At 59.0% G+C, this 23,533-nt stretch carries 16 protein-coding genes; 5 read left to right on the top strand and 11 right to left on the bottom strand.

What is annotated here, in order from left to right; genetic code table 11:
• Position 1: 1 nt before the first annotated feature.
• The 8 genes from MHY13_RS06280 to MHY13_RS06245 form a co-directional block, all read right to left on the bottom strand.
• Positions 2 to 1,948, bottom strand: coding sequence for an alpha/beta hydrolase-fold protein (locus MHY13_RS06280; RefSeq protein ID WP_239191821.1), 1,947 nt, complete (start codon positions 1,946 to 1,948; stop codon positions 2 to 4).
• A gap of 137 nt (positions 1,949 to 2,085) precedes the next feature.
• Positions 2,086 to 3,486 carry an NAD-dependent succinate-semialdehyde dehydrogenase gene (locus MHY13_RS06275; RefSeq protein ID WP_204610785.1) on the bottom strand — a complete coding sequence of 467 codons (1,401 nt, stop codon included), beginning with the start codon at positions 3,484 to 3,486 and terminating at the stop codon, positions 2,086 to 2,088.
• 21 nt (positions 3,487 to 3,507) lie between these two features.
• Positions 3,508 to 4,653 (bottom strand): HNH endonuclease signature motif containing protein, encoded by a 1,146-nt coding sequence (locus tag MHY13_RS06270; protein WP_239282395.1) that lies wholly within the window; start codon positions 4,651 to 4,653, stop codon positions 3,508 to 3,510.
• 159 nt (positions 4,654 to 4,812) lie between these two features.
• The gene (locus MHY13_RS06265; RefSeq protein ID WP_049377543.1) at positions 4,813 to 5,826 is read right to left on the bottom strand and encodes an alpha/beta hydrolase family protein; all 1,014 of its coding nucleotides are present in this window, start codon (positions 5,824 to 5,826) and stop codon (positions 4,813 to 4,815) included.
• 137 nt (positions 5,827 to 5,963) lie between these two features.
• Positions 5,964 to 7,658 (bottom strand): hypothetical protein, encoded by a 1,695-nt coding sequence (locus MHY13_RS06260; RefSeq protein WP_239191829.1) that lies wholly within the window; start codon positions 7,656 to 7,658, stop codon positions 5,964 to 5,966.
• Between the two features lie 53 nt (positions 7,659 to 7,711).
• Positions 7,712 to 8,692, bottom strand: coding sequence for a decaprenyl-phosphate phosphoribosyltransferase (locus tag MHY13_RS06255; protein ID WP_204610781.1), 981 nt, complete (start codon positions 8,690 to 8,692; stop codon positions 7,712 to 7,714).
• Positions 8,685 to 9,200, bottom strand: coding sequence for a phosphatase PAP2 family protein (locus tag MHY13_RS06250; RefSeq protein WP_204610779.1), 516 nt, complete (start codon positions 9,198 to 9,200; stop codon positions 8,685 to 8,687). Before MHY13_RS06250 ends, MHY13_RS06255 begins: the two co-directional genes overlap by 8 nt.
• A complete protein-coding gene (locus tag MHY13_RS06245) occupies positions 9,190 to 11,142 on the bottom strand; it encodes a glycosyltransferase (protein WP_239282393.1) in 1,953 nt (650 codons plus the stop codon). Before MHY13_RS06245 ends, MHY13_RS06250 begins: the two co-directional genes overlap by 11 nt.
• A gap of 106 nt (positions 11,143 to 11,248) precedes the next feature.
• Here MHY13_RS06245 and MHY13_RS06240 point away from each other — a divergent pair, with 106 nt between their 5' ends.
• Positions 11,249 to 12,511: a hypothetical protein gene (locus MHY13_RS06240; protein ID WP_239191833.1), complete on the top strand. Its 1,263-nt coding sequence runs from the start codon at positions 11,249 to 11,251 to the stop codon at positions 12,509 to 12,511.
• Here the strand turns inward: MHY13_RS06240 and MHY13_RS06235 are convergent.
• Together MHY13_RS06235 and MHY13_RS06230 are read right to left on the bottom strand one after the other, a co-directional pair.
• Positions 12,508 to 13,095 (bottom strand): three-helix bundle dimerization domain-containing protein, encoded by a 588-nt coding sequence (locus MHY13_RS06235; RefSeq protein ID WP_239191834.1) that lies wholly within the window; start codon positions 13,093 to 13,095, stop codon positions 12,508 to 12,510. The genes MHY13_RS06240 and MHY13_RS06235 overlap by 4 nt on opposite strands.
• Positions 13,096 to 13,153: 58 nt before the next feature.
• Positions 13,154 to 13,360, bottom strand: a complete 207-nt coding sequence (locus MHY13_RS06230; protein ID WP_049377535.1) for a hypothetical protein — start codon at positions 13,358 to 13,360, stop codon at positions 13,154 to 13,156.
• A 465-nt stretch (positions 13,361 to 13,825) separates the two neighbouring features.
• On the opposite strand from MHY13_RS06230, the gene MHY13_RS06225 reads away from it, so the two are divergent.
• From MHY13_RS06225 to MHY13_RS06210, 4 genes are read left to right on the top strand one after another with little or no spacing between them, the layout of a single operon-like run.
• Positions 13,826 to 15,820, top strand: coding sequence for an AlpA family transcriptional regulator (locus tag MHY13_RS06225; RefSeq protein ID WP_239282391.1), 1,995 nt, complete (start codon positions 13,826 to 13,828; stop codon positions 15,818 to 15,820).
• A 53-nt stretch (positions 15,821 to 15,873) separates the two neighbouring features.
• A complete protein-coding gene (locus tag MHY13_RS06220; protein ID WP_239282389.1) occupies positions 15,874 to 17,505 on the top strand; it encodes a class I SAM-dependent DNA methyltransferase in 1,632 nt (543 codons plus the stop codon).
• Positions 17,505 to 18,695 carry a restriction endonuclease subunit S gene (locus MHY13_RS06215; protein ID WP_239282387.1) on the top strand — a complete coding sequence of 397 codons (1,191 nt, stop codon included), beginning with the start codon at positions 17,505 to 17,507 and terminating at the stop codon, positions 18,693 to 18,695. Before MHY13_RS06220 ends, MHY13_RS06215 begins: the two co-directional genes overlap by 1 nt.
• Before the next feature lie 35 nt (positions 18,696 to 18,730).
• Positions 18,731 to 21,949 (top strand): type I restriction endonuclease subunit R, encoded by a 3,219-nt coding sequence (locus tag MHY13_RS06210; protein WP_239282385.1) that lies wholly within the window; start codon positions 18,731 to 18,733, stop codon positions 21,947 to 21,949.
• Here the strand turns inward: MHY13_RS06210 and MHY13_RS06205 are convergent.
• Positions 21,946 to 23,442, bottom strand: a complete 1,497-nt coding sequence (locus MHY13_RS06205; protein ID WP_239235657.1) for an ATP-binding protein — start codon at positions 23,440 to 23,442, stop codon at positions 21,946 to 21,948. The two genes, MHY13_RS06210 and MHY13_RS06205, sit on opposite strands and share 4 nt — an antisense overlap.
• Between the last annotated feature and the right edge of the window lie 91 nt (positions 23,443 to 23,533).

Raw genomic sequence — 23,533 nt, 5'->3', positions numbered from 1 at the left:
GCTACTTCTTCTCGGCCCGAACCTGGCCGAGGACCTCACTGATCTTGCCGTGCTGGAATTCCTGGCTCAGGCCGCCAGCGGCAATCTCGGAATAGTCAGAAGTAGGCCAGCCGAACTCGCCCTGCTCCCAGCCAGCCTGGCCCCAGCGGTCCATGATCTTGCTCTTTAGGATGTAGTGCGCGCCAGTCTTCGGGGACCAGTAGATGCTGCCCTTTTCAAAGGTCTGGAAGAAGCCGCCGTTGACGGCGTTCTCACCGGACGTCGGGAAGCCGAGCGCAGATTCAGCGCCGCCCATGTCCTTGTACTTGGCGCCGATAGCACCGTGGACTACCTGGTTGGAGCCATCCGGGTTACGGGTCAGGACGCCATCCTGGAATTCCTGCATGTAGCCCTCGCCGACCTTCTTAACCGAGCCGGTCGGGTACTTCAGGTCGCCCTTTTCGTAGCCGTTCTTGCCCCAGGCCTGGAACATATCGCCGGTAATCTCCCAAGCACCGGTCTCCGGGGACCAGTAGATGGAGCCGTGCTCGAAGTGCACGAAGCGACCCTTGCCGTCCGGGGTCTTAGACTCGCCGGTCTTAGGGAAGCCCAGCCAGGAGGTAGGTCCACCGATCTCGGCGTAGCGAGCACCAATACGGCCGAAGAGGGCGTGCGCACCGGTATCCGGGGACCAGTAAGCGGTACCAGACTCGAAGTCCTGGGCCTTGCCCTTCTTGGCGACGTCGTACTCGTTATTCAAGCAAGAGCCAATGACGCCGCTCTTGGTTTCCTTGGCGATGGCGCCGATGGCCTCACAGTCCGCACCGCGATCAGCTTTGTCCATCTCGAGGGCATCTGCGATGTAGGGCCATGCCTGCTGCATCTCAAACTGCCAGTATTCCCAGCTGTGCACGCCGGATGGGCGGAACTTAATCACTGGGTTAATCTTGGCGCGCTTTGCGTAGTCCACATAGGTCTGGGTGGACATGCGGGAAATGACCTCCAAGCCCATACCGGCAAGGTTGGCCTGACCCTTGGCTACGGAGTTGGCGTTACCAAAGTCATCCTTGCCCGAACCTGCAGAGACATAGACCTTCATGTCCTTCAGGTTTTCAATGCCCAGCTTCGGATCGTGGTCGATCCAGTTTTGAGAACCTGGCTCGCCCCACATCTTGCGGGAATCATAGCCGCCGGCATCGCGCTGCGCAGCCATGATGGCTTCCGGCATGCCGCGCGTAGTGGTGTCCAGGTAACCGGAGAAGGAACCCACGAAGTTGAACAGGTGCGGGTTGCGCTCAGCCAAGTTCATCGCGGCCGTGCCGCCCATGGACAGGCCGGTGACCGCACGCTTGTGGTTCGAGCGGTACTCATTATCCAAGATGGGGATCAATTCCTTGGTGAGGAAGGTCTCCCACATGTAGCGCTTACCGCGGTCTGCCTGCTCCCAGTCCGAGTAGAAGGAAGATTCGCCGCCTACCGGCATAACTAGGTTGACGTTACGGTCAGCGTACTGGTTCAGAATATTGGTCTCGATGGTCCAGCCGGACTCATCGTCACGTGCACGCAGGCCGTCGAGCGCCCATACCTCTGGGAACTTCTTTTCCGGGTGGGAGTACCAGTCACGAGCCAGCTGGATCTGCACCTTCTGCTCTTTGTCCGGCATAGCCGCGGACTTGATGTAGACCATCAGGTGGCGGTTGGTCAGGTACTCCACGCGGTTGATCTTCACGCCCTCCGGCAGGCCCTTAACATCCGGGTATTCGGTGTTCAGCGGGGTGCGGGCGGGCGGATCCTTCGGTGCGAAGTGATCGGACAGGCTGGAATCGCCGCCGATTGCGGAAGAGAGATCGCCTACGGAAGATTGTGCGGTGGCGTTTGGCAGCAGAGCCAAACCCACGGCAATAGCGGTAGGTACTGCGGCCACTGCAAGGCCCTTGCGAGCTTTACTCGGGGAAGTGCTTTTGCGCATAGGTAAACGTCCTTGAAGATTTGCCGCGGTACCTTTCCGAGGGTTCCCCTCCCCCGGACCGATGCCTGCGGCGTGAGCTGTCTATCGTGTGCTCAAGTTTAAGTTGAACTTGAGACTTACGCTAGACTGACACGCCGCTACATGGCCGGGGAGTTGCCCGGATTATCCTGTCCGCTCACGCGGTACAGGTGCTCGTTGACAAACTCGCCGACGCCCCAGCGTGCCAGCTCGCGGCCGTAGCCGGAGCGGTTCACACCACCGAAAGGCAGGCCTGCTGCGGTTACCGACGCCTCGTTGACAAACGTCATGCCATCGTTGAGCTGGTTTGCCACCTCGAACGCGGCATCCAGGTCGGTGCCCCAGACGGAGCTGGACAGACCATACTCCGAGTTATTGGCAATCTCGATAGCCTCTTCAACATCCTTGGCCTTGTAAACAATAGCCACAGGGCCGAAGATCTCGTTGCAGCCTACGTCGGTGGATGGGTCGACGTCGGTAAGCAGCGCAGGCTCCATGTAGGCGCCCTCGCGGTCAATCTTCTTGCCGCCTACGCGAATCTTGGCGTCACCATTGGCCGCGGCCTTTTCCAGGCGCTCCACAATCTCATCGCGAGCACCGATGGAGGACAGCGGACCAATGTCGGCATTCTCGTCGTCATAAGTGCCGACCTTCATGTCCCCAATCTTCTTTTCCAGGTACTCCACGGTGCGGTCGTAGAAGTCCTCCAGAACGATGAGGCGCTTTGGTGCGTTGCAGGCCTGGCCGGTGTTGTACATGCGGATCAGGTTGTACTGATCCAGGACCCACTCCAGGTTCTCATCATCAATAACCAGGAACGGGTCGTTGCCGCCTAGCTCCAGCACGGACTTCTTGTAATTTTCACCGGCGGTCTTGGCCACGGCAGCACCTGCGCCCTCCGAGCCGGTCAGCGAAACACCCTTGATACGCTTATCCGCTACAAAGGCATCCATCTGGGAACCGGAAGCGTAGATGTTGATGTACGCGTCCTTCGGCAGACCAGCCTCTTCCAGGATGTCCTGGCATGCCTGGGAAGACAGCGGGCAGATGGAAGCGTGCTTGAGCACAATGGTGTTACCCAGCAGCAGGTTAGGCGCCGCGAAGCGGGCTACCTGGTAGTACGGGAAGTTCCACGGCATGATGCCCAGCAGTGGACCGATCGGCTCCTTGCGCACTACGGTCTTGTCGGCATTCTGTGCCGGCAGGTACTCGTCGGCAAGCAGCTCGTGCGCATGCTCGGAGTAATAGCGGTAAATATCGGCAACAATCTGTACCTCGGCCTTGGCCCAACGGGTCAGCTTGCCCATCTCGCGGCCGATGTGATCTGCTAACTCATCAATGCGCTCTTCATAAAGGTCAGCTGCGCGGGACAAAACCGCAGCACGCTCCTCGATGCGAGTGCTACGCCATGCCTCGTAGGCCGCGGTGGAGCGGTCTAGGATGTCATCGCGCTGCGAATCATCGATACGTTCAAACTGGTCTTCACTCTTGCCTGTGTTTGGATTCTCAATAGCGAACATGCGCCCCTGTATAGTCCCAACTCACATACCTTGCAATGAACCCCTCCTGAGCATGAGGAATCGCTCCCACGTCAGTTTCCAATGAATACTCCGGGGCGCCAATGGACCTGCCGCTCGATCCACCTCATAAGTGCCATCCTCAAACATCCAGACAATATCTCCGGTAAACGGGTCCATGATGTATCGCACCCGACCATCCGTCTTCACGTTATGGTGATGCTGACACAAGCTCACCAGATTTCCCACACTGGTAGGTCCTTTGTCGCCGTACTCCACGCGATGATCCAATTGACAATAGTGTGCTGGCATCGAGCACCCTGGCCACCGGCAGGTCGCGTCGCGTCCCTGCACCCAGGCGCGGATTTCTTCTGAGGGAACATACTTTTCGACGTCCTCGGCGGTAAGAGTTCGCACCGCAGAGTCATGGGCCAGGTCCTCCCCCAGATCGCACCATCCTGCGCTAGGAATGAAGACGCGGGAAGGATCCTCCCCGGTGCGATAGGTGTTAATCACCACCTTGGTACTAGTGCGGTTGAAGATCAGACTTTCCAGCGCCTCCGCCGTTGAAACCCCCTCTTGTGCTGCCGCTTTATCAATATGTCTAGAAATTGCCGCCGCAGTGGCCTTATCTGTCTTCAACACAATCGTGGCCTGTCCACCCGAATAGGACACCGACACTGCGCGCTCGATCTGCGCCGATAAATCTGGCTTCAGCAGCCCATCAATGAATCCACACAGGAAATTTCGGATTTCCGGTTCCGTCGGCACGTGCTGTCCCGGGTCTTTGGGCGTGAGGAAATCTGCCAAGGCCGCATCAACTAGTTGGATCTGCGCTTCGTCCTCGCCGAGGGGACGCAATTCCACGTCAATAACTTGGAGTCGCGGAAGGTCCAAAATCCAGTGTTCCGTTTGCACTGCGGTAGTAAGCGGCAGTTCGCGCATCCGAAAGTGGGCTTGGATTGCACTTGATACCCGCCATCGCGAAAGACCGAGTCTCTTGGACAAAACGGCCAGTGTGCAATCAACGTCGTCTTCTAACTGTGGCAGCACTGCCTGGAACAGTTGCCATGATTGAATTCTTTGCACCATGGCCATGACACACACGGTGTCTTCCATGTCATTGGTAGAAAAATACGCCTGTTTTGGTGGTGCGGTAGCAGTAGTCACGAAAGCTCCCCCTCTGAATAATTTCGCACACCCAATCGAACTGACACGCCTAGATTAGCGCAATGCCGAGACGCCCGCAATAGTTAGACGTATATTTGTTCGATACCCTTCGCAAAAGAAAATCCCCTTTCCTTAAGAAAGGGGATTCGGCCGCAAGAATTACCAAGCGTTCATGACGTTAAGCACCTGTGGCTTAGAGCGGTTGAGCTGGTAGCCGAACTGCTCCCAGTTGTGCAGACCCTGTGCCGGGTAGTCCACGGTCGGGTTCAGGCCCTGCAGGCGAGCGGCTCCCTCCCACACGCGGGTGGTGATATTCGAGCCGAACTCGAGCGCGGCACCGGCGGCCTGGTGCTCCGGAAGGTAGTGGCTATCGCCGGCGCCTGGGACACCAGAAGCTGCGGAGATGTACAGGTTGGTATTGCGCAACTTCGGAATAAGCAGCAGCGGATCGTTCTGGAAACGCTTCGGGTTAAACAGGGAACCGTACATAGCGTTGATGTTGAATCCGCCCGCATCCAGCATGGCAAAGCGCATCATGGTCTGAGCGCCTGGGACCGTGGTGGTCAGGAAGCCAGAGTAGGACAGCGCCTGACGGAACTGGTTCGGGTGCTTTGCAGCCAGGGTCAGGGCGGCACCGGCGCCCATGGACAGGCCAGCAATGGAGTTATTGTTGCGGGCAACACCGAAGTTGCGCTCCAAGTAGCCAGGAAGCTCGCTGGTCAGGAAGGTCTCCCACTTATAGTTGACCGGATTTTCCAGGTCGTAGGTAGCAGGACCCTGCCAGTCAGCGTAGAAGGAAGCAGCACCACCGACGGGCATAGCGAGGGTGATGTTGTGCGGCTCGTAGGTCTTGGCAGCATTAACGTCATTTACCCATGCGTTAGTGCGATCGGTGGCACGCAGGCCATCTAGCAGGTAAAGGGCAGCATTGCCGCCACGCTTTGCCGGCTGAACCTGCACCGGAATGGTGCGGCCCATTGCCTGGGACCATACGTCGCAACGCTGGACCCACCAGCCGACCTTGTCCCACTCACACGTACCAGTGGCGTCACGGCGCAGCCAGTCGCGGTTGGCTGCCTCTGCCGGCTGGGACCCTGCCACGACGGCCAGGCCCAAAGCTACGGCAACTGCCATGATGACTGAAAGGACGCGACCCTTGATGGATGCAGTCATCTTTCTCCTTCAAACTACTCGGTGATTGTCACTAAGTTCTATCGTCCGGAACCTGTATACCGTTAACGCCACGGATCGATAACAATGTCACAGAATAGTGTAACTTAGGTTCCCCCTAAAGTCTGCATCTAAAGGAATTAGCGCAGGTAGTCAGAGGGATCAGAAGAAAAAGTGAGGGTCCGACCATCGGTCAGAGAGAATTTAATATTTTTCCAGAAACGGTCCCAAGTTAGGGGTTCCCTGTATGTGGCGAAGAGTTTCTGAAAATCGGCGTCGGCAAGCGCGGCGCGAGCCTTGGCCGCCTCGTACTTATCAATCCACGCCGGGATCTCGTCGATATCGGCGGCGGAATCTGCCACCTGCCACGACATATCCAAGCTCTTGTCGTGCCCAATGCGCCCGCCCTCGATGCGCGGCTGGCGCGCCGCCAAAGGGTTGCTGAGGCCGATATTGTCCAGCACGCGAATATCCAGCGGCGCATTCATGGAAGACAGGCCCAAATTGAGCAGGTAAACGGTCGGCGGATCGGTGCGCGAAGGGTCCGCAGGCGTGGCCGTCCACGAGAACCTATCTTCGCCCTTGATATAGCGGAAGGTCATGGCGTCGCCCGCCTCTAGCTCGTCGATGCCCTCCTGGTAGTCCTCCATAAACTTGGCGCCGAGGAACTCTTCGGCCCGCATAGGAGGATCCTGGCGCTGGGTGGCATAGGTCCAAAAATCGCGCTCGTCCACGATGGAAATTTCATCCGCATAGATGCTGCGATCCACCGGATGCCCGCGCAGAACGATAACCAGCGCCCACACCGCACAGAGGACGGAAACGATCCACATGCGTACGCTAACGACAAAGATCGGAAGCAGAATCGCAAAAAGTGGCAGCAGCAGCATGCGGCCGTGCATAAAGTCTCCACCCACGCGCAAGACGTAGAGCGTATGGATGAGCGCCGCGCCCACAAAAAGATACGTGGCAGTGGCGGTGGAGCGCAGAGCAGTGGGCCGCAGGTCCGCCTTCCATAGACCGGCAATGGCCAGCACGATGAGCGGCAGGAAGAGCCAGTACGGTCCGGCAAAGTCCGCCAGGTAGGTAAAGCCCTTGCCCCATTCGGAACCGGCCGCGGACTTGGCCACGGCCGTGTGCGGGGTCAGTAGGCCGTAGTAACCCATGCGGAAAATCTCATAGGCCAACGGCAGCGGCACTGCGACGGCAAGAATCTTCCACCAGCGGTGGGATACGAGCAGCACGATTCCCACCAGGCCGCCGTACAGAGCGAGCTCTGGGCGCACCAGCCAGGACAGCCCGGCCCAGAAGGCGAGCCAATAGGCGTCGCTATTGCTCCCGGAGTGGCGACGCGGGCGCGACCACCGCAACAACAGCCACCACAGCACCGCAAGGTAGAAGATGCACAGGCCCCATTCCAGGCCGGAGGTAAAGAAGTCGCGGGCCGGTGGCAGGGCCACATACACAAGTGCGCCGGCCGGAAGGACGGCGCCAGAGCGCATGCTTGCCGACGCCCCCGTGCCGACAACCATTGCTGCTACCGCCAAGAAGAGGCCCAAGTAAATCGCGATGCCTTCCAGGTTTGCGTGGGAGACCCAGCGCACGAGGAAGATGAGGTACTGCCACAGCGTGGAAGTATTGGCCTCCACGCGCTCGCCCATATTGAACACGGGCCCGTTTCCAGCTTCGAGATTGCGCACGGTACGCAGGACGATGAGGCCGTCATCGGAAATCCAGCGGCGAGCGAAGCCGCCCCAGAAAGATAAAACACCGATCACAAGAACGACCGCTGGGGCACTCCAGCGGGCGATACTCTTGTGGTCGGTGTTAAGCACGGGGAGAAAGTTTATCAGCCCCGCAGAAAATTTCTATATCGATTCCGCTGTGTCTAGAACAACGGCATGATATAAACCGCCATTGCGATGCAGGCGAGCCAGGCCAAGGCGAGAACCTGCAAAGTGCGGTCCTCGAGTGCAATCTCATCCGGTGCGCCGCCCTGGCCGCGGTCCACATCGGCCGCGTAGCGCAGGATGGCGATAGTAAACGGCACCATGGAAATCTGGTACCACACGCCACCGGTCTGGGCGTCGTTAGCGAGCTCGAAGCCCCACAAGGTGTAGCAGATGACCACTGCGGTGGCGGCTAGGGTCCACACGAAGCGCAGGTAGGTGGGCGTATAGCCCTCCAGGGATTTGCGGATTTTCGCGCCAGTCTGTTCTACCAACAGGATCTCCGAGTAGCGCTTGCCGGAGGCCATAAACAGCGAGCCGAAGGCCGCCACCAGCAGGAACCACTGGGAAAGCTCGATGCCTGCGGCTACGCCACCGGCCATGGTGCGCAGCATGAAGCCGGAGGACACCAGCGCAATATCGATCACCGGCATATGCTTCCAGCCAAAGCAATAGCCCAACTGCAGTGCGATATAAATCGCCATCACGATAGCCAGCTGCGGCCCGGCCGTAGCGAGGAAAGACAAGCCGATGGACAGGCAGATGAGCACCACGGCCATGACATAGGCGAGCTTGATCGGTAGCACACCCGAGGCAATCGGGCGGAAGCGCTTGGTCGGATGCTCTTGGTCCTCTCGCCAATCCTTCGCATCGTTAATCAGGTAAATGGAGGAAGCACCGAGGCAGAAGACGACGAAGGCCAAGAGGACGTCGAGAAGCACGCGGCCATGGAACAGCGCTTCGGCGCCGGCCGCGGCGGGGGCGGCCAGCACCAGGACGTTTTTGACCCACTGCTTGGGGCGCAGGGCCTTAATCATGCCATCGGCAAGATTCTTCGGCGGCTTGCGCTTGCGGCCGGTGTCTACGCCAGAGGTGTGCGGTTCCGAATGGAAAAAGTGCTGGTTTCCATCATCACTCATGCTTCATTCCTTTCATCACGACCTCCGCGGTAGCAGCGCCGATGGCCGCACCCACGGCCGTATCTGTTGGGTAGTGCACTCCGAGCACCATACGCGATGCCATCATTACCGGCACGCCGAGAAGAGGCGCCTTGCGGCCGGTAAGGCGGCTTACCGCCACCAGGAATGCGGTGGTCGAAGTCGCGTGCGAGCTGGGAAAGGAGAGCTTGGAGGGCGTTTTTACACCCACGCGCACGTAGGGATAATCCGGGCGCTTGCGGCGCACGATGCGCTTGAGCACCACGCTGGCGGCGTGCGCGAGGAAGGCGGCGGCTCCAACACGGATCCAGCCTTCGCGGCGGCGCTTGTCGATGCCCGCCCCTACCGCAGCGCTGCCCATCCAGCCCAAGGCATGCTCGCCCCAGTGGCTAAGCCCGCGGGCGGTGGGAAGCACACCGGGCACGTCGAAGGCCGCATTTTGGATGGATTCGAGGACGCGCGATTCTGCTACGGAAAGCTTATTGGGCATCGAAGACCTTCTTCCAGGACTCGCGCGAAGTCAGCTCCGGCTGTGCCGCGCGGTATTCGGCGCGCAGGTCGTCGAAGTTCTCCTCGATTTCCTTCAGCAGCTCGCGGGTCTGGGTCACGAGGTCCTTGGCTAGGTCGCGATCACGCTTGCGGAAGGCGACGCCGGTGCCACCCGCGGTGGAGACGGTGGCCGAATCTACGCGGGACAAGGTGAACCAGCGGGCCTCGTCCGGGGTGAGGTTTAGCTGCGGCGCCTCATGGTGCGCAGCGTCTTCCTTACTGACGAGGTGCTTGAGGCCCTTGATGGCCCACGGGATCTTCTTAATCTTGGCCAGGCGGCCGCCGATATTACGGGTGGGCACGCCCGGCGCGCCGGTGGGAGCTGGGAGCTCATCGGCGGATTCCAGGATGACGGCATCGGAGTAGTTCTTGCGGATCTGCGCGATGCGCGGCAGCGAAGACTCCAGGATGTCGAAGAGATGGTCCGGTCCGGCCAGGAAGTCTCGCATGGCCTCAATCTGGATGGCCATGGTGGAATATTCCATGCACATGGTGTGCTTGAGGGTGGACTTAAAGATGGACTTGGTAATGCCCTTGGCCGGTCCCTCGTGGTACATCGCGGCAACGATGAGGCGGTTGCGCAGGTGGAAGTAGGCCTGCCAGTCAATGGCATCGTCCTTATCCGCCCAAGCCATGTGCCAGATAGCGGCACCCGGCCAGGTCACCGTGGGGAATCCATTGCGCGCCGCGCGCAGGGAGTACTCGGTATCGTCCCACTTGATAAACAGCGGCAGCGGCTGGCCGTTGGTTTCTGCCACGATGCGTGGGAAGAGGCACATCCACCAGCCGTTGTATTCCACGTCAACGCGGCGGTGCAGCGCGCGGGAATCGTACTTCTTGGGATCCAGGTGAGTCTCGCGGGTGCCGATGGCGCGCAGCGGGTACTTGGCAAAGTCGTGGTCGTAGACGGCGTGCGGCGCCGCGCCCCACATGAAATCGGCACGGTTGACCTGCTCGCCGGTGGTGCGCAGCTGGGAGCGCTCCTGCAGATTGAGCATCTGGCCGCCGACGATGATGGGCTTAGCCGCGTAGCGGGCCGCTTGAACCGCGCGCAGCACGGAGTCCGGCTCGATGGCGATATCATCGTCCATGTACAGGATGAAGGGCGATTCGGTATTCTCCAGCGCCTCGTACATGATGCGGGAGTAGCCGCCGGAGCCGCCCAGGTTGCCCTGGCGGAATTCGCGGAAGCGCTCGCCAAAGTGGGCCACTGCCTCGTCGTAACCCGGCTCATCGGCCGGGTGCTGGTTGCCTTGATCCGGCATGAGGACGAAGTCGATGATCTCGTCTACTACCGGGTCTTCGGCCAGTGTCTTGAGCGCTGCCACGGCATCAGTCGGGCGGTTAAAGGTGGGGATGCCAACCGCCACGCGCTTGTCCTGCGCCGGCTGCTCGGTGCCGTTCGGCAGCAGCTGTGGGCCGGGGGCGTGGGGGGAGCACCAGGCGGCGTCGGCAAGCGTGGTTTCCTGCTCGGCGGTGATATCGAACCACAGCCAGCCGCCGTCCTCGAAGTTTTTAAGCGGCAGCTCAAACTCGTGGTGGCCGGTGCCTACCAGGTGGTTGGCCACGGAAATGCGCTGGCCATCCTGCTTGGAGCGGTAGAGGGAAATATTTGCTTGACCCTCAATGTCCAGGCTGAGGATTACGGAGCGCAGCTGGGACCAGCGGCGCCAGTAGGAGGCTGGGAAGGCATTGAAGTAGGTTTCAAAAGAGGCTTCCTCACCGGCCGGGATGGTAACGGAGGTGCGGTTAAACCAGCTGAGGCGTTCGCGGTTTTGCTCGGCTTCGATGAGGTAGAGCATCCGCACATCAAAGGGCTCGCCGCGCTTAGGCAGCAGGATGCGCTGCAGGGGCTCATGGGCCTGGGTGTTGTTGGCAGTCACGATAGCTTCGATTCTCCAAACGGTATAAACAGTAGTCAGCGATTTAGCGTAGTTGCTTTTGCATATGTACTACGGTTTACACGCGGAGCCCGTATTATGGAACATCATGAGATGGGTTCCTTGCGCGGCAGCAGTAGGTCTTCTCGCTGTAGCCAGCGCGCCCGTCGCTTTCGCAGAGGAAAAGCCCGCGGTGGAGTTTCTGGACCACGCCCAAATCCTCAGCACTTCGGACGAAGAGGCCATCAAATCGCAAGCACAGTCCATGCATTTGCCGGATTCCGTGCACGAGGTCCTCTACGCTACGTATCCGAATTCGGGCGAGGAATTTTCCCGCACTCTATTCCATGACTTGGAACGCGAGCATCCGCATTTCATCAACGGAAGTGGGCTACAGAAAAATGTCCTCGTCATCGCGGTAGGTTTCGAACCCAATAGCATGGCCGTGCACTGCGGCACAGAGGTGTGCCAGGACATCAAGATTTATGACGAGGGCCGCGTGGACGGCATCTTGGACCAGATGCGGCCGGCGCTGGCGGACGATGACTATACCGTCGGCATGATCTTGGCCACTCGCGCCGCCGCGGATACTACCGTGCGCCGGCAATCTATGCAGGATGTGCCCACGTGGTCCGTATTCATCGCAGCGACTATGGTGCTCGTAGTTCTGGGCGCGGTTGGCCTCATTACCTACTTGTTCATCCGCCGCGCCCGAGTGCGCACGCGCTTCGATTATATTAAGGGCGCTCGCGACGGGGCTGAGGAACTCATCAAGCGCACGGAGGCACGGATTGACGCCCTGCATTCCCCCTTAGCGGGCGACTACCTGAAGGTACAGTGGCGCTCTCTGGTCAATCAGTACACCGATGCGCGGCCGACGCTCAAGGCGCTGGAGAACATCCAGGACTATTCCCTGCACGCTGCCTCCATCAAGGAGGCATACAAAGCGCTCAAGCAGATCAATACGGCCGCGGCGCAGATAGATTCCCTGGAAAATTTCTGCGCCGGTGATACTGCGGTGCGCGCGGACGAGGTGCAATGGCTGCTTGGCGACGCCCAAGCGGCCCTCTCCCGCCAGCCCGACAACGCCAGCTTGCGCCAGATAACGCAGCGCATCAATGACCTGTCCCAGGAACTGTCGCGGGAAGACTTCGACTCCGCCTTCGCTCGCGTCCTCGAGGACTACCACCCCATGGTGGGCGCGCTGCCAGAACGGCTATATCCGCAGCGCGACCGCAAAACTCCCCCACTGTTGGGCACGCCGGAATGGCGCCCCGGTATGGGCACGCACTACATGCCCTATAGGTTTGCGGGCTTCTGGGTGGCTAATAATAACGTCTCCTCCCAGCTGCCCAACCCGTATCGCTTCTAGGCGTTGACCGGCTCGGTCACCGGATCGATACCTAGCTTGTTGAGCATGTAGAGCACGCGAGCTTCGAGGTCATCAGCCAATTCGCGCGCCTCCTCCACGGTATCCGCAGCAGGAATATCCCAAATCTTGATGTCCTTGCCCGCCTCATCGCGCTCTACCTCGCGGCCCAAGAACACGATGTAATCCGGCATCGCTACCGTGCGCACCTCGTCGAGGTACTTATTCGGGGCCTCACCCATGCCGCGCTCGTTCATGACGTGGGCAAGGTGGCCTTCCGCTTCGTTTTCTGGGTGAGCAACGGCGGTATCTACAAAGAGGGCATCGCCGGCGTGCTTGCGGGTCAGTTCCGCTGCAGCTTGGGCCAGCGCATTATTGGTACCGGCAGCAAAGCGAACGTGCAGGCGGTGAGCACCGAAGTAGTCGCGCACCTCACGCTCCACCAAAAGCGGCACGAATTCATCGAGCTCCGCCTTCTTGGTGTGCTTGGCAATAACCTCATCGAGCTTGGCATCGATTTCCGCGGCCGTGTACTCGTGGCCGTAGTTCTCGTGCAGATCCTGGCGCAGGGTTTCAAACTGGTTCATTGTTATCCCCTTTCTCGGATTATTGTCCCGTTTGCTAATTGTTAACCTGTCGTTAACTTTAATAGTTAACGTTGGGTAAAGTCAAACGGTTGGGGATAACCCAATAGTTTTCTGCACCGAAAAGCGGAAAGGCCCGCCGGGAGTTCCGGCAGGCCTTCTTGGACTGTTCCTTCTTTTTATCGGGAATGCGCGATGCCCGGCTACGCAATTTCAAATGCTCTTGCAGCCGCTCCGGCGACATTTTCCACATGCGGCGGTCAGCCATACCGTCACCTCCTTTCCTCAGAGGTGATTAAGCATAGCTTCTAGTGGCCTCGCTCCCGCTCAAGGGCCTTGCCCTCGTTCCAGAACGGAGCCAGCTTGTTGTCGAACATACTCAGCGCGGAGACGATAACCATGCACATATCGACGTCGACAGACAGCCCGAGCCAACACGTTCACCAGCAGGAAATCGGCCACAAAGTGCACATCAATCCCCCGCTTTAGCACCGAACCTGACCGAACACGTCAGCAAGTCATGCGCTTTTGAAGCCCGATCCCCACGAAAACCGAACCACTCTTGGGCGACACTCTTGTAGTTTGAATTACCCAGCCTTAAGACCCCTTCAGGACGATTAACAGACTAAAAGCTGGGCACTCCACTCGAGTTCGTTTAACGTATTGGGCAGAGCAATCAGCAATGACCGCTCACCCTTATTCCCCATCACTACCCTATGAAAGGAGGCCTCAAGTGACCGCAACACTGACACTCGCCGATGTCGCCCGGCTGACCGGCGTTACGCGCCCCGCGGTCAACGAGTGGATTCAGCGCTTTAACTCAGAATCCATCACGCCCTTCCCCTCCCCTTACGGAGAACATGATGGCCACCCCTACTACGCCATCACCGAAATTCAAGACTGGCTGCGAGCAACTAAGCTCGGCCGCCGCGACACAGCCGTTGAAGATGCCCTCTTCTATTCTTCGCTCTACCGAATGCTGCTCCACAATCCGGCACGCGCGGCCTTGGGCCTTTTAAACTGCAACACGGCTCTCTCCCCTCAGGATTTTTCGCCCTCTGCTGCAGTAATCGACTCTCTTACCGCGGCGTACCAGCGCGCAGCAGACAACATTCCTTCTGATGACCCTGAAGCTGACATCGCACAAGCCGCAGAGCAGGTAGCCGAGGCAGCTTTCGGGCCCGCGACCGCGCTCGCCCGTCTTGCAGATGACCTCAGTGCTCAGCGTCAAATAACACTCTCTTCCCGGTTTACTTCCCGCGCTATGCAAGCAGTATCGGAAGCCCTCACGCTAGAGGACCCAACTCCACCTATCATCCCTACTGATGAATACAGCCTAGGTTTCGTCACTGGACTCGCCCGGGAACTCGAGGAAACGCTAGCGCTCAACATCGGATATCGAAAGGACTGCGCACCAGACTCTCTTTATTGGGCCGAACTAGCGTGCCGAAACGTGGAATTCATCGACGCTAGCGAGGAGATCCCAGCGAATTCTCTCATCGTCCACGCTGCTCCTTCCCCTCTCAAGAATGCACCCGAATACTTCGAGCACCTCCAGGACTTGCTCGACAACCTGAACGAGCGCGGCGCAATGTTCTGCATTTCCACCGCAGACATGCTTATCGAGGACTCTTTAGCGCAGGTCGTCCGACGGAGCTTCCTCGCACCGACTGAAACCGGTGCAATTGCACCGCTGCGTTACAGCGCACGGCTGCCCCGAGGCATTTTTCCGGACCGCGGACAGCAGCAGGGCGCACTATGGATTCTCAAGCGCCCTAATCGCAAGGCCATAGGCAACCCTGCCGATGCTGCTGCCGTTATCGCTGACGTGCCGGACCTTAAGACACCCGGTCTCGTCTCAGACTGGGCAACCATGCTCACCACACCGGATGAAGCGCGCAAGCACACCTTTGTCCGTGGTCGTATTCTTCGCGCCGCTGATGCCTGGCGCAGTCGTACTCATTCTCTCGATGACTCGGTCTTTTCTTCTACGTCGACGTCCTCCGCCGCCGATCTCATGCACACCGCACATCTAACAGGATTAGACATCAGTTCAGTAGGGTTGGAGGACGCGCAGCCAAAGATTGGTATGCGCGCTGAATCGGGGGCAACGCGCCTTGAGTACCTACCGTGGAAGGCCGCGACCAACGCTCGCACTGGGGTACTGCAGAAACTCAGCGGCTCCCGCATTGCCGAACGTGATCTCGCCCCTGAAGCAGTAGCAAAACTGGAACTCATCGGTGAACCCGAAATTCTGGGGAGCATTCCACAGGGCGCACGGTGCATCGATCGTCTCCGGTTGGAAGACATTGCACCGCGCGGCACCCTCACAGAACCAGGGGACGTGGTCTTCATCAAGAGCCCAAGACCACGCGCGCTCATCGATGAAGAAGGCGGCAAGCTAGTCACTGCACCGGCTCAAGCACTACGATGCCGCACCTTCCGTGGACGCAGCCACACTCCCTTGGAAAAGGTCTGCCTTCCCTACCTCGTAGAGAAGGCTATTAACGAAGCTGTCTCCTCCGAGCTGAGCTCGCTGTACTTCCCCGTCTTTCCACGTGGGAATGCGAAGCACCTCGGCTCGGTGGAACACCAGCTCCGCGCACGACGCCAGCAGCTCTTAGAACAGTTACATAGCCTCGATGAACTTGAGCACGGCCTCGTCATGTCGATAGGTACCGGTGCTGTCACCATCGCTGAATCTCGTGGACAATCCCCGCCAGGCTAATAACAGAGTTCAACATTCAAACGAACAAAACCCCGTTATATGTAAGGAGAAAAATGACTAACTCAGTCAAGGATGAGCAGAACGTAGAGTCTGCCTCCGCCACCACCCTCAAAGAGCTCAAGGACACTTTATGGAAGGCAGCAGACAAGCTGCGCGGTTCCATGGATGCATCCCAGTACAAGGACATCGTCCTAGGACTGGTGTTCCTCAAGTACGTCACTGACGCCTTCGATGCCCGGCGCGCGGAGCTGCGTGCCGAAGGCGAGGAGCGCGGCGATAGCGAAGAGTACATCCAGGAAGACCTGGAGGATATCGACGCTTACCGTGAGAAGAACGTTTTCTGGGTCGACCCCATCGCTCGCTGGACCTTCCTGCGTGACAACTCGAAGGGCAAGACGAGCGACGCCGGCCAGGAGTACCAGTCCATTGGCAAGCTCATCGATAACGCGATGAAGCAGCTCATGCTGGACAATGAGTCGCTGTTAGGTACCCTGCCCACGAACTTCGCCTCGGATAGCGTTGACCAGCGTCGTTTGGGCGAACTCATCGACTTGTTCAGCACCACGCGTTTCACCGCGGAGGGTCCCGAGCGTGCTCGCGATTTGCTGGGTGAGGTCTATGAATACTTCCTGGAGAAGTTCGCCCGTGCTGAGGGTAAGCGTGGCGGTGAGTTCTACACCCCGCGCCCCGTCGTCCGCACTCTCGTAGAAATCCTGGAGCCGACCCAGGGCCGTGTCTATGACCCTTGCTGTGGCTCAGGCGGCATGTTCGTTCAGGCAGAGAAGTTCCTCGAAACCGCAGAGAAGGACCGCACTGCTCTGGCCATCTACGGTCAGGAGCTCAATGAGCGCACCTGGCGCATGGCCAAGATGAACCTGGCCATCCACGCCATTAGCTCTGCCGGCCTCGGCGAGCGCTGGGCCGACACCTTCGCTCGCGACATTCATCCGGATAAAAAGATGGACTATGTCATGGCCAACCCGCCTTTCAACATCAAGGATTGGTCGCGAAACGAGGAGGACTCCCGCTGGAAGTACGGCGTCCCGCCCAAGCGCAATGCAAACTTCGCGTGGATGCAGCACATCATTTCCAAGCTCACCTCTCAGGGTGAGGCTGGCGTCGTCATGGCTAACGGCACGATGACGTCGAACTCCTCCGGTGAAGGCGATATCCGCCAGGCCATAGTGGAAGACGACATCGTCTCCTGCGTCATCGCTCTTCCTGCACAGCTCTTCCGCGGCACGCAGATTCCGGTCTGTGTCTGGTTCTTCGCCAAAGACAAGAAGGCTGGTTCCAAGGGCACCATCGACCGCACCAACCAGGTGCTCTTCATCGATGCCCGCGAGCTCGGCCACATGATTGACCGCACGGAGCGCACCTTCAGCGACGACGACATCCAAAAGATTGCGAACACCTACCGCTTGTGGCGCGGCCGCACCTCCGCACCTGAGGGCAAGGCCTACGAGGACATCGCCGGCTTCTGTAAGTCTGCTTCCCTCGACGACATCCGCGACGCCGACTTCGCCATGACCCCCGGCCGCTACGTCGGCTTCGCCGAGGTCGAGGAAGACGACGAACCCATCGACGAGAAGATTGCCCGCCTCACCAACGAGCTCACCGCCGCGCTTGACGACGCCGCCCGCCTTGACAAGGCTGTGCGCGAACAGCTGGGGAGGTTGAAGTAATGCCAAAGCTACGAATCCGCGAAATTGGTGAAGTCTTTGATGGTCCTCACGCGACACCCAAACGACGTGAAGAGGGGAAATACTTCCTGAACATCAGCTCACTCCAAAACGGACGCTTAATTCTCGACGAATCCGATTTCATCGATGACGAAGACTTTCAGCGTTGGACTCGTCGAGTAACGCCACGAGAAAACGACCTTCTATTTTCTTATGAAACTCGGCTCGGGGAAGCCGCGTTAATGCCGCCTGACATCGATGCAGCCCTCGGTCGCCGTATGGCACTGCTTCGACCGAACCCAGAAGTCGTCGATCCGACCTTCCTACTCTACTATTGGCTTTCCCCGAAATGGCAGCAAAAGATTGCCCAAAACACCCTATATGGGGCAACCGTAAACCGTCTGCCGATCACCACGTTGCCCAATTGGGAAATAACACTTCCAGAACTTAAAGTTCAACGCCCAATCGGGCGGACATTGGCATCCCTCGACGACAAAATCGCCGCTAACCAGTTAGCAATTCACAAGATTCAGGAGCTGCTGCATGCTCAGTGGCATGCCATCACCAACACCGGAGTTAGTTCTACTGAGCCGATTTCCAGTATCGCCGACGTCAATCCCCGCACGTTAAAGCCGCAAAGCGATGAATGTAGTTTCCTGGAGATGAAGGATCTTCCGGAGTACGGATTGATTGTGGACCGCTGGGGAAAGCGCGAGACCAAAGGAGGCACCAAGTTCAGGAACGGTGACGTCCTTCTCGCGCGCATCACCCCGTGTTTTGAGAACGGCAAGATGGCGATTGTCGACTTCCTTGAGGATGACGAAGTGGGAATGGGTTCTACCGAATACATCGTCTTCCGTCCCAAGGAAGGCATCCCTGCCGCTGCAATCCATGCCATTATCAGCAGCCCCGAATTCCGTAGCTTTGGGTACAAAGCACTTACCGGCACCTCTGGACGTCAACGGATTGCAGCCGACGACCTCAAGGAAATTGCGGTTCCTTGGCCCTCCGAAAGCGCTTCGACAGAGTACAGGCAGCTCGCAGACGCGCTCCTCAAGAAGGCTACGGCGCTTCGAAATGAAAACCAAGTCCTCGCCCGCACCCGCGACGAGCTCCTTCCCCTCCTCATGAGTGGCCGCATTACGGTCGGTGAGGCGGAGAACGTTGCGGGCACGGCGGCGTCGGAAAGCTAAGCACCCCTATCCCTACAACTCCTAAGGAGAAGCTCATGCTGAGCGAAGAATCCCTCGAACTCATTGTTCAGGACCACCTGGCTGAACTGGAATGGCAGGCTGGACACGGCCCGGACTTTGCGCCGGGCTCCGGCGAGCGCGACACGTGGAATGACATCGTGCTGCGCGGGCGACTGCGCAATGCCGTGCGCAACCTCAACCCAGATGTGCCGGAGGAGTACCTTGACCAGGCCATCGGTGAGGTCATCACGCCGAAGTCGCAATCCGCGATTGCGGAGAACCGGCGCATTCACCAGATTCTTGTGGAAGGCTACCGCGGTATCGAGTACATCGACCACGAGGGCAACGTCCAGAACCCGACCATCTACTTCCTGTCCTCGCAGCCGCACAAGAATGACTACTTGTCGCTCAACCAGGTCACCGTTGCGAACCTCGATGGGGAACGTCGCTTCGATGTGGTCTGCTACGTCAACGGCATGCCGCTGGCATTCATTGAGCTGAAGAAGACGGGCGCGAATACCTCCGTCGAGGGCGCCCACAACCAGCTGCAGACGTACGTCAAGGAATTCGGCATGGCCTTCCGCTTCGCCAATATTGTGATTCCTTCGGATGACCTCAGCGCGAAGTACGGTACGCCGTTTACTCCGTGGAACCACTTTGCGCCATGGAACGTGGATGAGGACGGCAGCCCGGTCGACCCCAACAACATGGTTGTGGCCGGCGAGCCGGTCACGCAGCTGGACCTGTTGCTTGATGGTCTGTTTAATGTGGAGCGTTTTGGGCAGCTCTACAGCGACTTCACGGCGTTCGATGACACGGCCGAGGGGCTAGTCATGCGCATCGCGAAGCCGCACCAGTACTTCGCGGTGACCAAGGCTGTGGGTTCCACGATCACGGCGGCGCGCGGCGACAAGCGCGCTGGCGTCATCTGGCATACAACGGGTGCCGGCAAGTCCATGGAGATGGAACTCTACACCGCCAAGATTATGCGTCGGCCGGAGATGCTCAGCCCGACTGTCATCGTGCTCAATGACCGTACGGAGCTAGATGAGCAGCTCTTCGAGACCTTCAACCGGTCCACCATCCTTCCGGAGGCACCGCGCAATATCGAGTCGCGTGCTGAATTACGTGAGCTGCTGTCGCAGAAGACTTCCGGCGGCATCTACTTCTCGACGCTCCAGAAGTTTGGCTTGAACGGCCAGGGTGAGTTGCGTGAGACCGAGCACCCGTTGCTCTCTGACCGGAGCAACATCGTGGTCATCGTCGACGAGGCACACCGTTCCCACTATGGCTTTGGCGATACCGCGGCTGACGGTTACGCACAGCACCTACGCAATGCGCTGCCGAATGCCTCCATGCTGGCGTTTACCGGTACCCCGCTCAAGAAGTGGGACCGCGATACGCGCAAGGTCTTCGGTGACGACGTAGATGTCTACGACATGAACCGCGCCGTCGAGGACGGTGCCGTCGTTCCCGTGTATTTCGAGCCACGCCTCATCCCGCTCAAGCGCATTGCTGGAATTACCGATGACGAGATTGATGACACCGCTGAGGAAGTACTTGCGGGTCTCGACGAGGTAGAGCGCGAACGGATTCAGCGCTCCGTCGCCGCGTTGGAAATCATTTACGGTTCCGACGACCGCTTAGATGCGCTCGCTGAGGACTTTGTACGCCACTGGGAAGACCGCCGCGAGAACATGCGGGAATTCATCGGCGCACCGGGCAAAGCCATGATTGTCACCGCCACGCGTTCCATTGCAGCACGCCTCTACTCCAAGATCGTGGCGCTGCGCCCTCAGTGGCACTCGGATGCCGATGACAAGGGAAAAATCAAGGTCCTCTACTCTGCCGCGCCGTCCGATCCGGATGAGCTCAAGGTCCATATGCGCCGCCCGAGCGCGCTCAAGGCCGTGAAGAACCGCATCAAGGACGTCGACGACGAGCTGGAAATCGCCATCGTTCAGTCCATGATGCTCACCGGCTTCGACGCACCGCCGCTACACACGCTCTACATTGACCGTTCACTCAAGAGTGCACTGCTCATGCAGACCCTCGCCCGCGTCAACCGCACGTTCCGCGACAAGCAGGATGGCCTCCTTGTCGCCTATGCTCCGCTGGTCGAGCACCTGGAGAAGGCTCTGGCTGAGTTCACGCTCAACCCCTCCGACGACGGCACGAAGGTCACGGGACAGGACGTCGAAGAATCGCTCAATCTGGCGAAGGGATTCCTGGCTCGTCTCGACGACATTGTGGGAATCGAATGGAAGAACACCGCTTTCATCGATGACGCCAACCTTCGCCGTGCCTTGCTCGATGTCACTGGTTTCCTTCGCAATCCAAGAACCGAAGGCAACTACGACCCCGAGAAGCCAAACGCGCGTCCCGTCGCTGATGAGTTCAAGCGTCAGGCTGGAAGGCTCGCGCGTGCCTGGGCACTAGCTTCGGGCAGCCCCGACGCCGAGGAATACCGCGACAGCGTGCGGTTCTACTCCGAGGTCAAGAACTGGCTCATCAAGCTCGATGCGGGCGACCGCGTGGCCAATGGCGAGCCAATTAGCGACTCCATCCGCAACGCCCTAGGCAAGCTGGTCGTTGATTCGGCTGAGGCCACCGGTGTCATCGACATCTACCGCCAGGCCGGGATTGAGATTCCGAACTTGCAGGATCTCACCGTCGACCTGTTCAAGGACAAACAATCCCCCTCGGAGGTCTCGTTGCTCATTGATGCGTTGCGCCGCCAGCTCCAGCAGGAAGCCCGCACCGCCACAGGAAACAACGAGCTGCGCTCCAAGCAGTTCTCCGAGCGGATCACTGAGCTGATGAATCGGTACACCAATCAGCAGCTCACGGCCGCTGAAATCATCGCCGAACTCATCCGCCTGTCCAAGGAGATCGTCAAGGAAAGCAAACGCGGTGAACAATTCACCCCGCCACTAGGCAATGACGAGCTCACCTTCTTCGACGCGGTGTCGACAAACGAATCCGCAACCGAGCTCATGGACGACGAAGTTCTTGCTGAAATCGCACGCCAGCTCGTTTCCATGCTGCGGCGCGATGCAAAGACCGACTGGACAGTACGCGACGACGTACGTGCGAAACTACGCCGCTCGGTCCGCAGGTTGCTACGCGACTACAAGTATCCACCGGACAAGGCGCCGGAGGCCATCAAGCTCGTGCTTGAACAGATGGAGAAATTCGCGCCACGGTATTCAGCGGCGGCGCGCGAACAAGGTGACGTTGAACACCGTGGTTAGCCCTGCAGCCGATAGCGCTGCTTCGGGCTCTTCAGCGGCTCAGTGCGCACGATGACGCCTTCCTCAACAAGTTCGTTGATGGTCCTGCGCACGCCGTTGAGGGACAGCCCCGCAGCCCCTGCCAATTCGCGACTGGACGCTGTCCTGTGTTCGCGAAGATAGTCGAGCACGCGCTCGCGGGTTCCGCCACCCAACGCCGCGGTGCGCTCCGGGGTAGTCGGATTTCGCCGCACAAAGGTGAGTTCAAATTCGGTCAATGAATCCCGTGGTACCGGCGGCGGCAGCAGCTGCTGCTCCAATTGGTCGAGAATCTCGATATATCCGGTACCACGATTTTCCGCAACGTACCCATCCCCGTCACCGGCAGGAGTCACCTCCAGCAACGCAGACAAATGCTGATTGCGCGCGCTAGACATACCCGCAGTGCCCAATCGATCAACGGTGACCGTTCCATAAAGACCACCGGGGTTGAGGATCTCCAGCCGGTCGACATACAGGTTCACTTGTACCTGCGTGCCCCGCGCCTGCGGCGAATAGTCACGGTGCATAAGCGCATTAGCGACTGCCTCACGCACGGCCTCCGGAGGATAGTCCGGCAAGTCCTTACGGAAGACTCCCTCGATTACGCCTCCGACGCGCATATTGCGTCGGACTGCCCGCACGGCATCCGCGACCAGCACCGGAATGGGCCCCACCAGACTTTCGTTGTCGAGGAAGCGCTGCTTGCCCATCCCGGCCGCTTTATCAGTGCCGGGATATGCTGCAAAGGTCACGTTGAGCCGCGGGAAAAACTGTTGCGGGTAAGTGCCCGCTGCCATAAGCCCGCCCAAAGTTGGCACTAGTTTTCCGTTGTCGTTCCGGGTAATCAAGTGGAGCGCTAACATCGCCTCTTCATCGCTCAACCGTCCAAAAATGCGTTCATGGATGGAGCGCTCGCGGGCCAAGATCTCGGCCACAATGTCAGGATCCAGATCGTCGATGTCAGCATCCGCAACCGGCTCCAGATCCCATTCCGGCTGGGTCTTGTTTTCCTCCAGCCGGTCAATCTCGTATGGCTTTAGTACGCGGTCCCCATCATGGACCCGGATATAGCTGCCGTGATACTTCGACTGGGAAACGACCCAGCAAGGCTTTTCAAAAGGAGCACATTCGGGAATGGTGCCAACGACAATGCTCGCGCCCTCCCACTCAACAATGTCGATCTGGGCGCGAACCGACGGGGTCACGTGGTCTGCGCATGCGCCAGCCAGGGCATCCGCCATGGCAGTAGCATCAAAGCCTGGTACCGTAACGAACCCGTTGTCTTCATCCAGCCCCAAGATGATGATTCCACCGGTCCCGTTAGCAAAGGCAGAGATAGAGCGAACGAGCTTCTTGGGAAAACCTCCCGCAGCTGCCTTGACCTCGACAGCGCGCGTATCGGTGTCCTGAGATCGCAGGCTTCCAATGATCTCGGCGATCTCCGCCTGGTCATCATCCCAGACCACAATCACTCACCCCTATCAGCGCTCAACGCTCCTGAACGCCCTCAAACACTACACACAACACTACACACACTGTGGTGTGTTGTGTAGTGTTCGCACG

The organism is Corynebacterium sp. ACRPE (assembly GCF_022347435.1).
Taxonomy (GTDB): domain Bacteria; phylum Actinomycetota; class Actinomycetes; order Mycobacteriales; family Mycobacteriaceae; genus Corynebacterium; species Corynebacterium tuberculostearicum_D.
Note: the sequence above shows the minus strand (reverse complement) of the source record. Positions and strands in the feature narration are given on the sequence as shown.

Excerpts from the sequence above, each read along its gene's own strand:
- MHY13_RS06215 (WP_239282387.1), top strand. The coding sequence starts at position 17,505 with ATGCCAAAGCTACGAATCCGCGAAATTGGTGAAGTCTTTGATGGTCCT.
- MHY13_RS06220 (WP_239282389.1), top strand. The coding sequence starts at position 15,874 with ATGACTAACTCAGTCAAGGATGAGCAGAACGTAGAGTCTGCCTCCGCC.
- MHY13_RS06255 (WP_204610781.1), bottom strand. The coding sequence starts at position 8,692 with ATGAGTGATGATGGAAACCAGCACTTTTTCCATTCGGAACCGCACACC.
- MHY13_RS06210 (WP_239282385.1), top strand. The coding sequence starts at position 18,731 with ATGCTGAGCGAAGAATCCCTCGAACTCATTGTTCAGGACCACCTGGCT.
- MHY13_RS06275 (WP_204610785.1), bottom strand. The coding sequence starts at position 3,486 with ATGTTCGCTATTGAGAATCCAAACACAGGCAAGAGTGAAGACCAGTTT.
- MHY13_RS06250 (WP_204610779.1), bottom strand. The coding sequence starts at position 9,200 with ATGCCCAATAAGCTTTCCGTAGCAGAATCGCGCGTCCTCGAATCCATC.
- MHY13_RS06240 (WP_239191833.1), top strand. The coding sequence starts at position 11,249 with ATGAGATGGGTTCCTTGCGCGGCAGCAGTAGGTCTTCTCGCTGTAGCC.
- MHY13_RS06280 (WP_239191821.1), bottom strand. The coding sequence starts at position 1,948 with ATGCGCAAAAGCACTTCCCCGAGTAAAGCTCGCAAGGGCCTTGCAGTG.
- MHY13_RS06235 (WP_239191834.1), bottom strand. The coding sequence starts at position 13,095 with ATGAACCAGTTTGAAACCCTGCGCCAGGATCTGCACGAGAACTACGGC.
- MHY13_RS06230 (WP_049377535.1), bottom strand. The coding sequence starts at position 13,360 with ATGGCTGACCGCCGCATGTGGAAAATGTCGCCGGAGCGGCTGCAAGAG.
- MHY13_RS06265 (WP_049377543.1), bottom strand. The coding sequence starts at position 5,826 with ATGACTGCATCCATCAAGGGTCGCGTCCTTTCAGTCATCATGGCAGTT.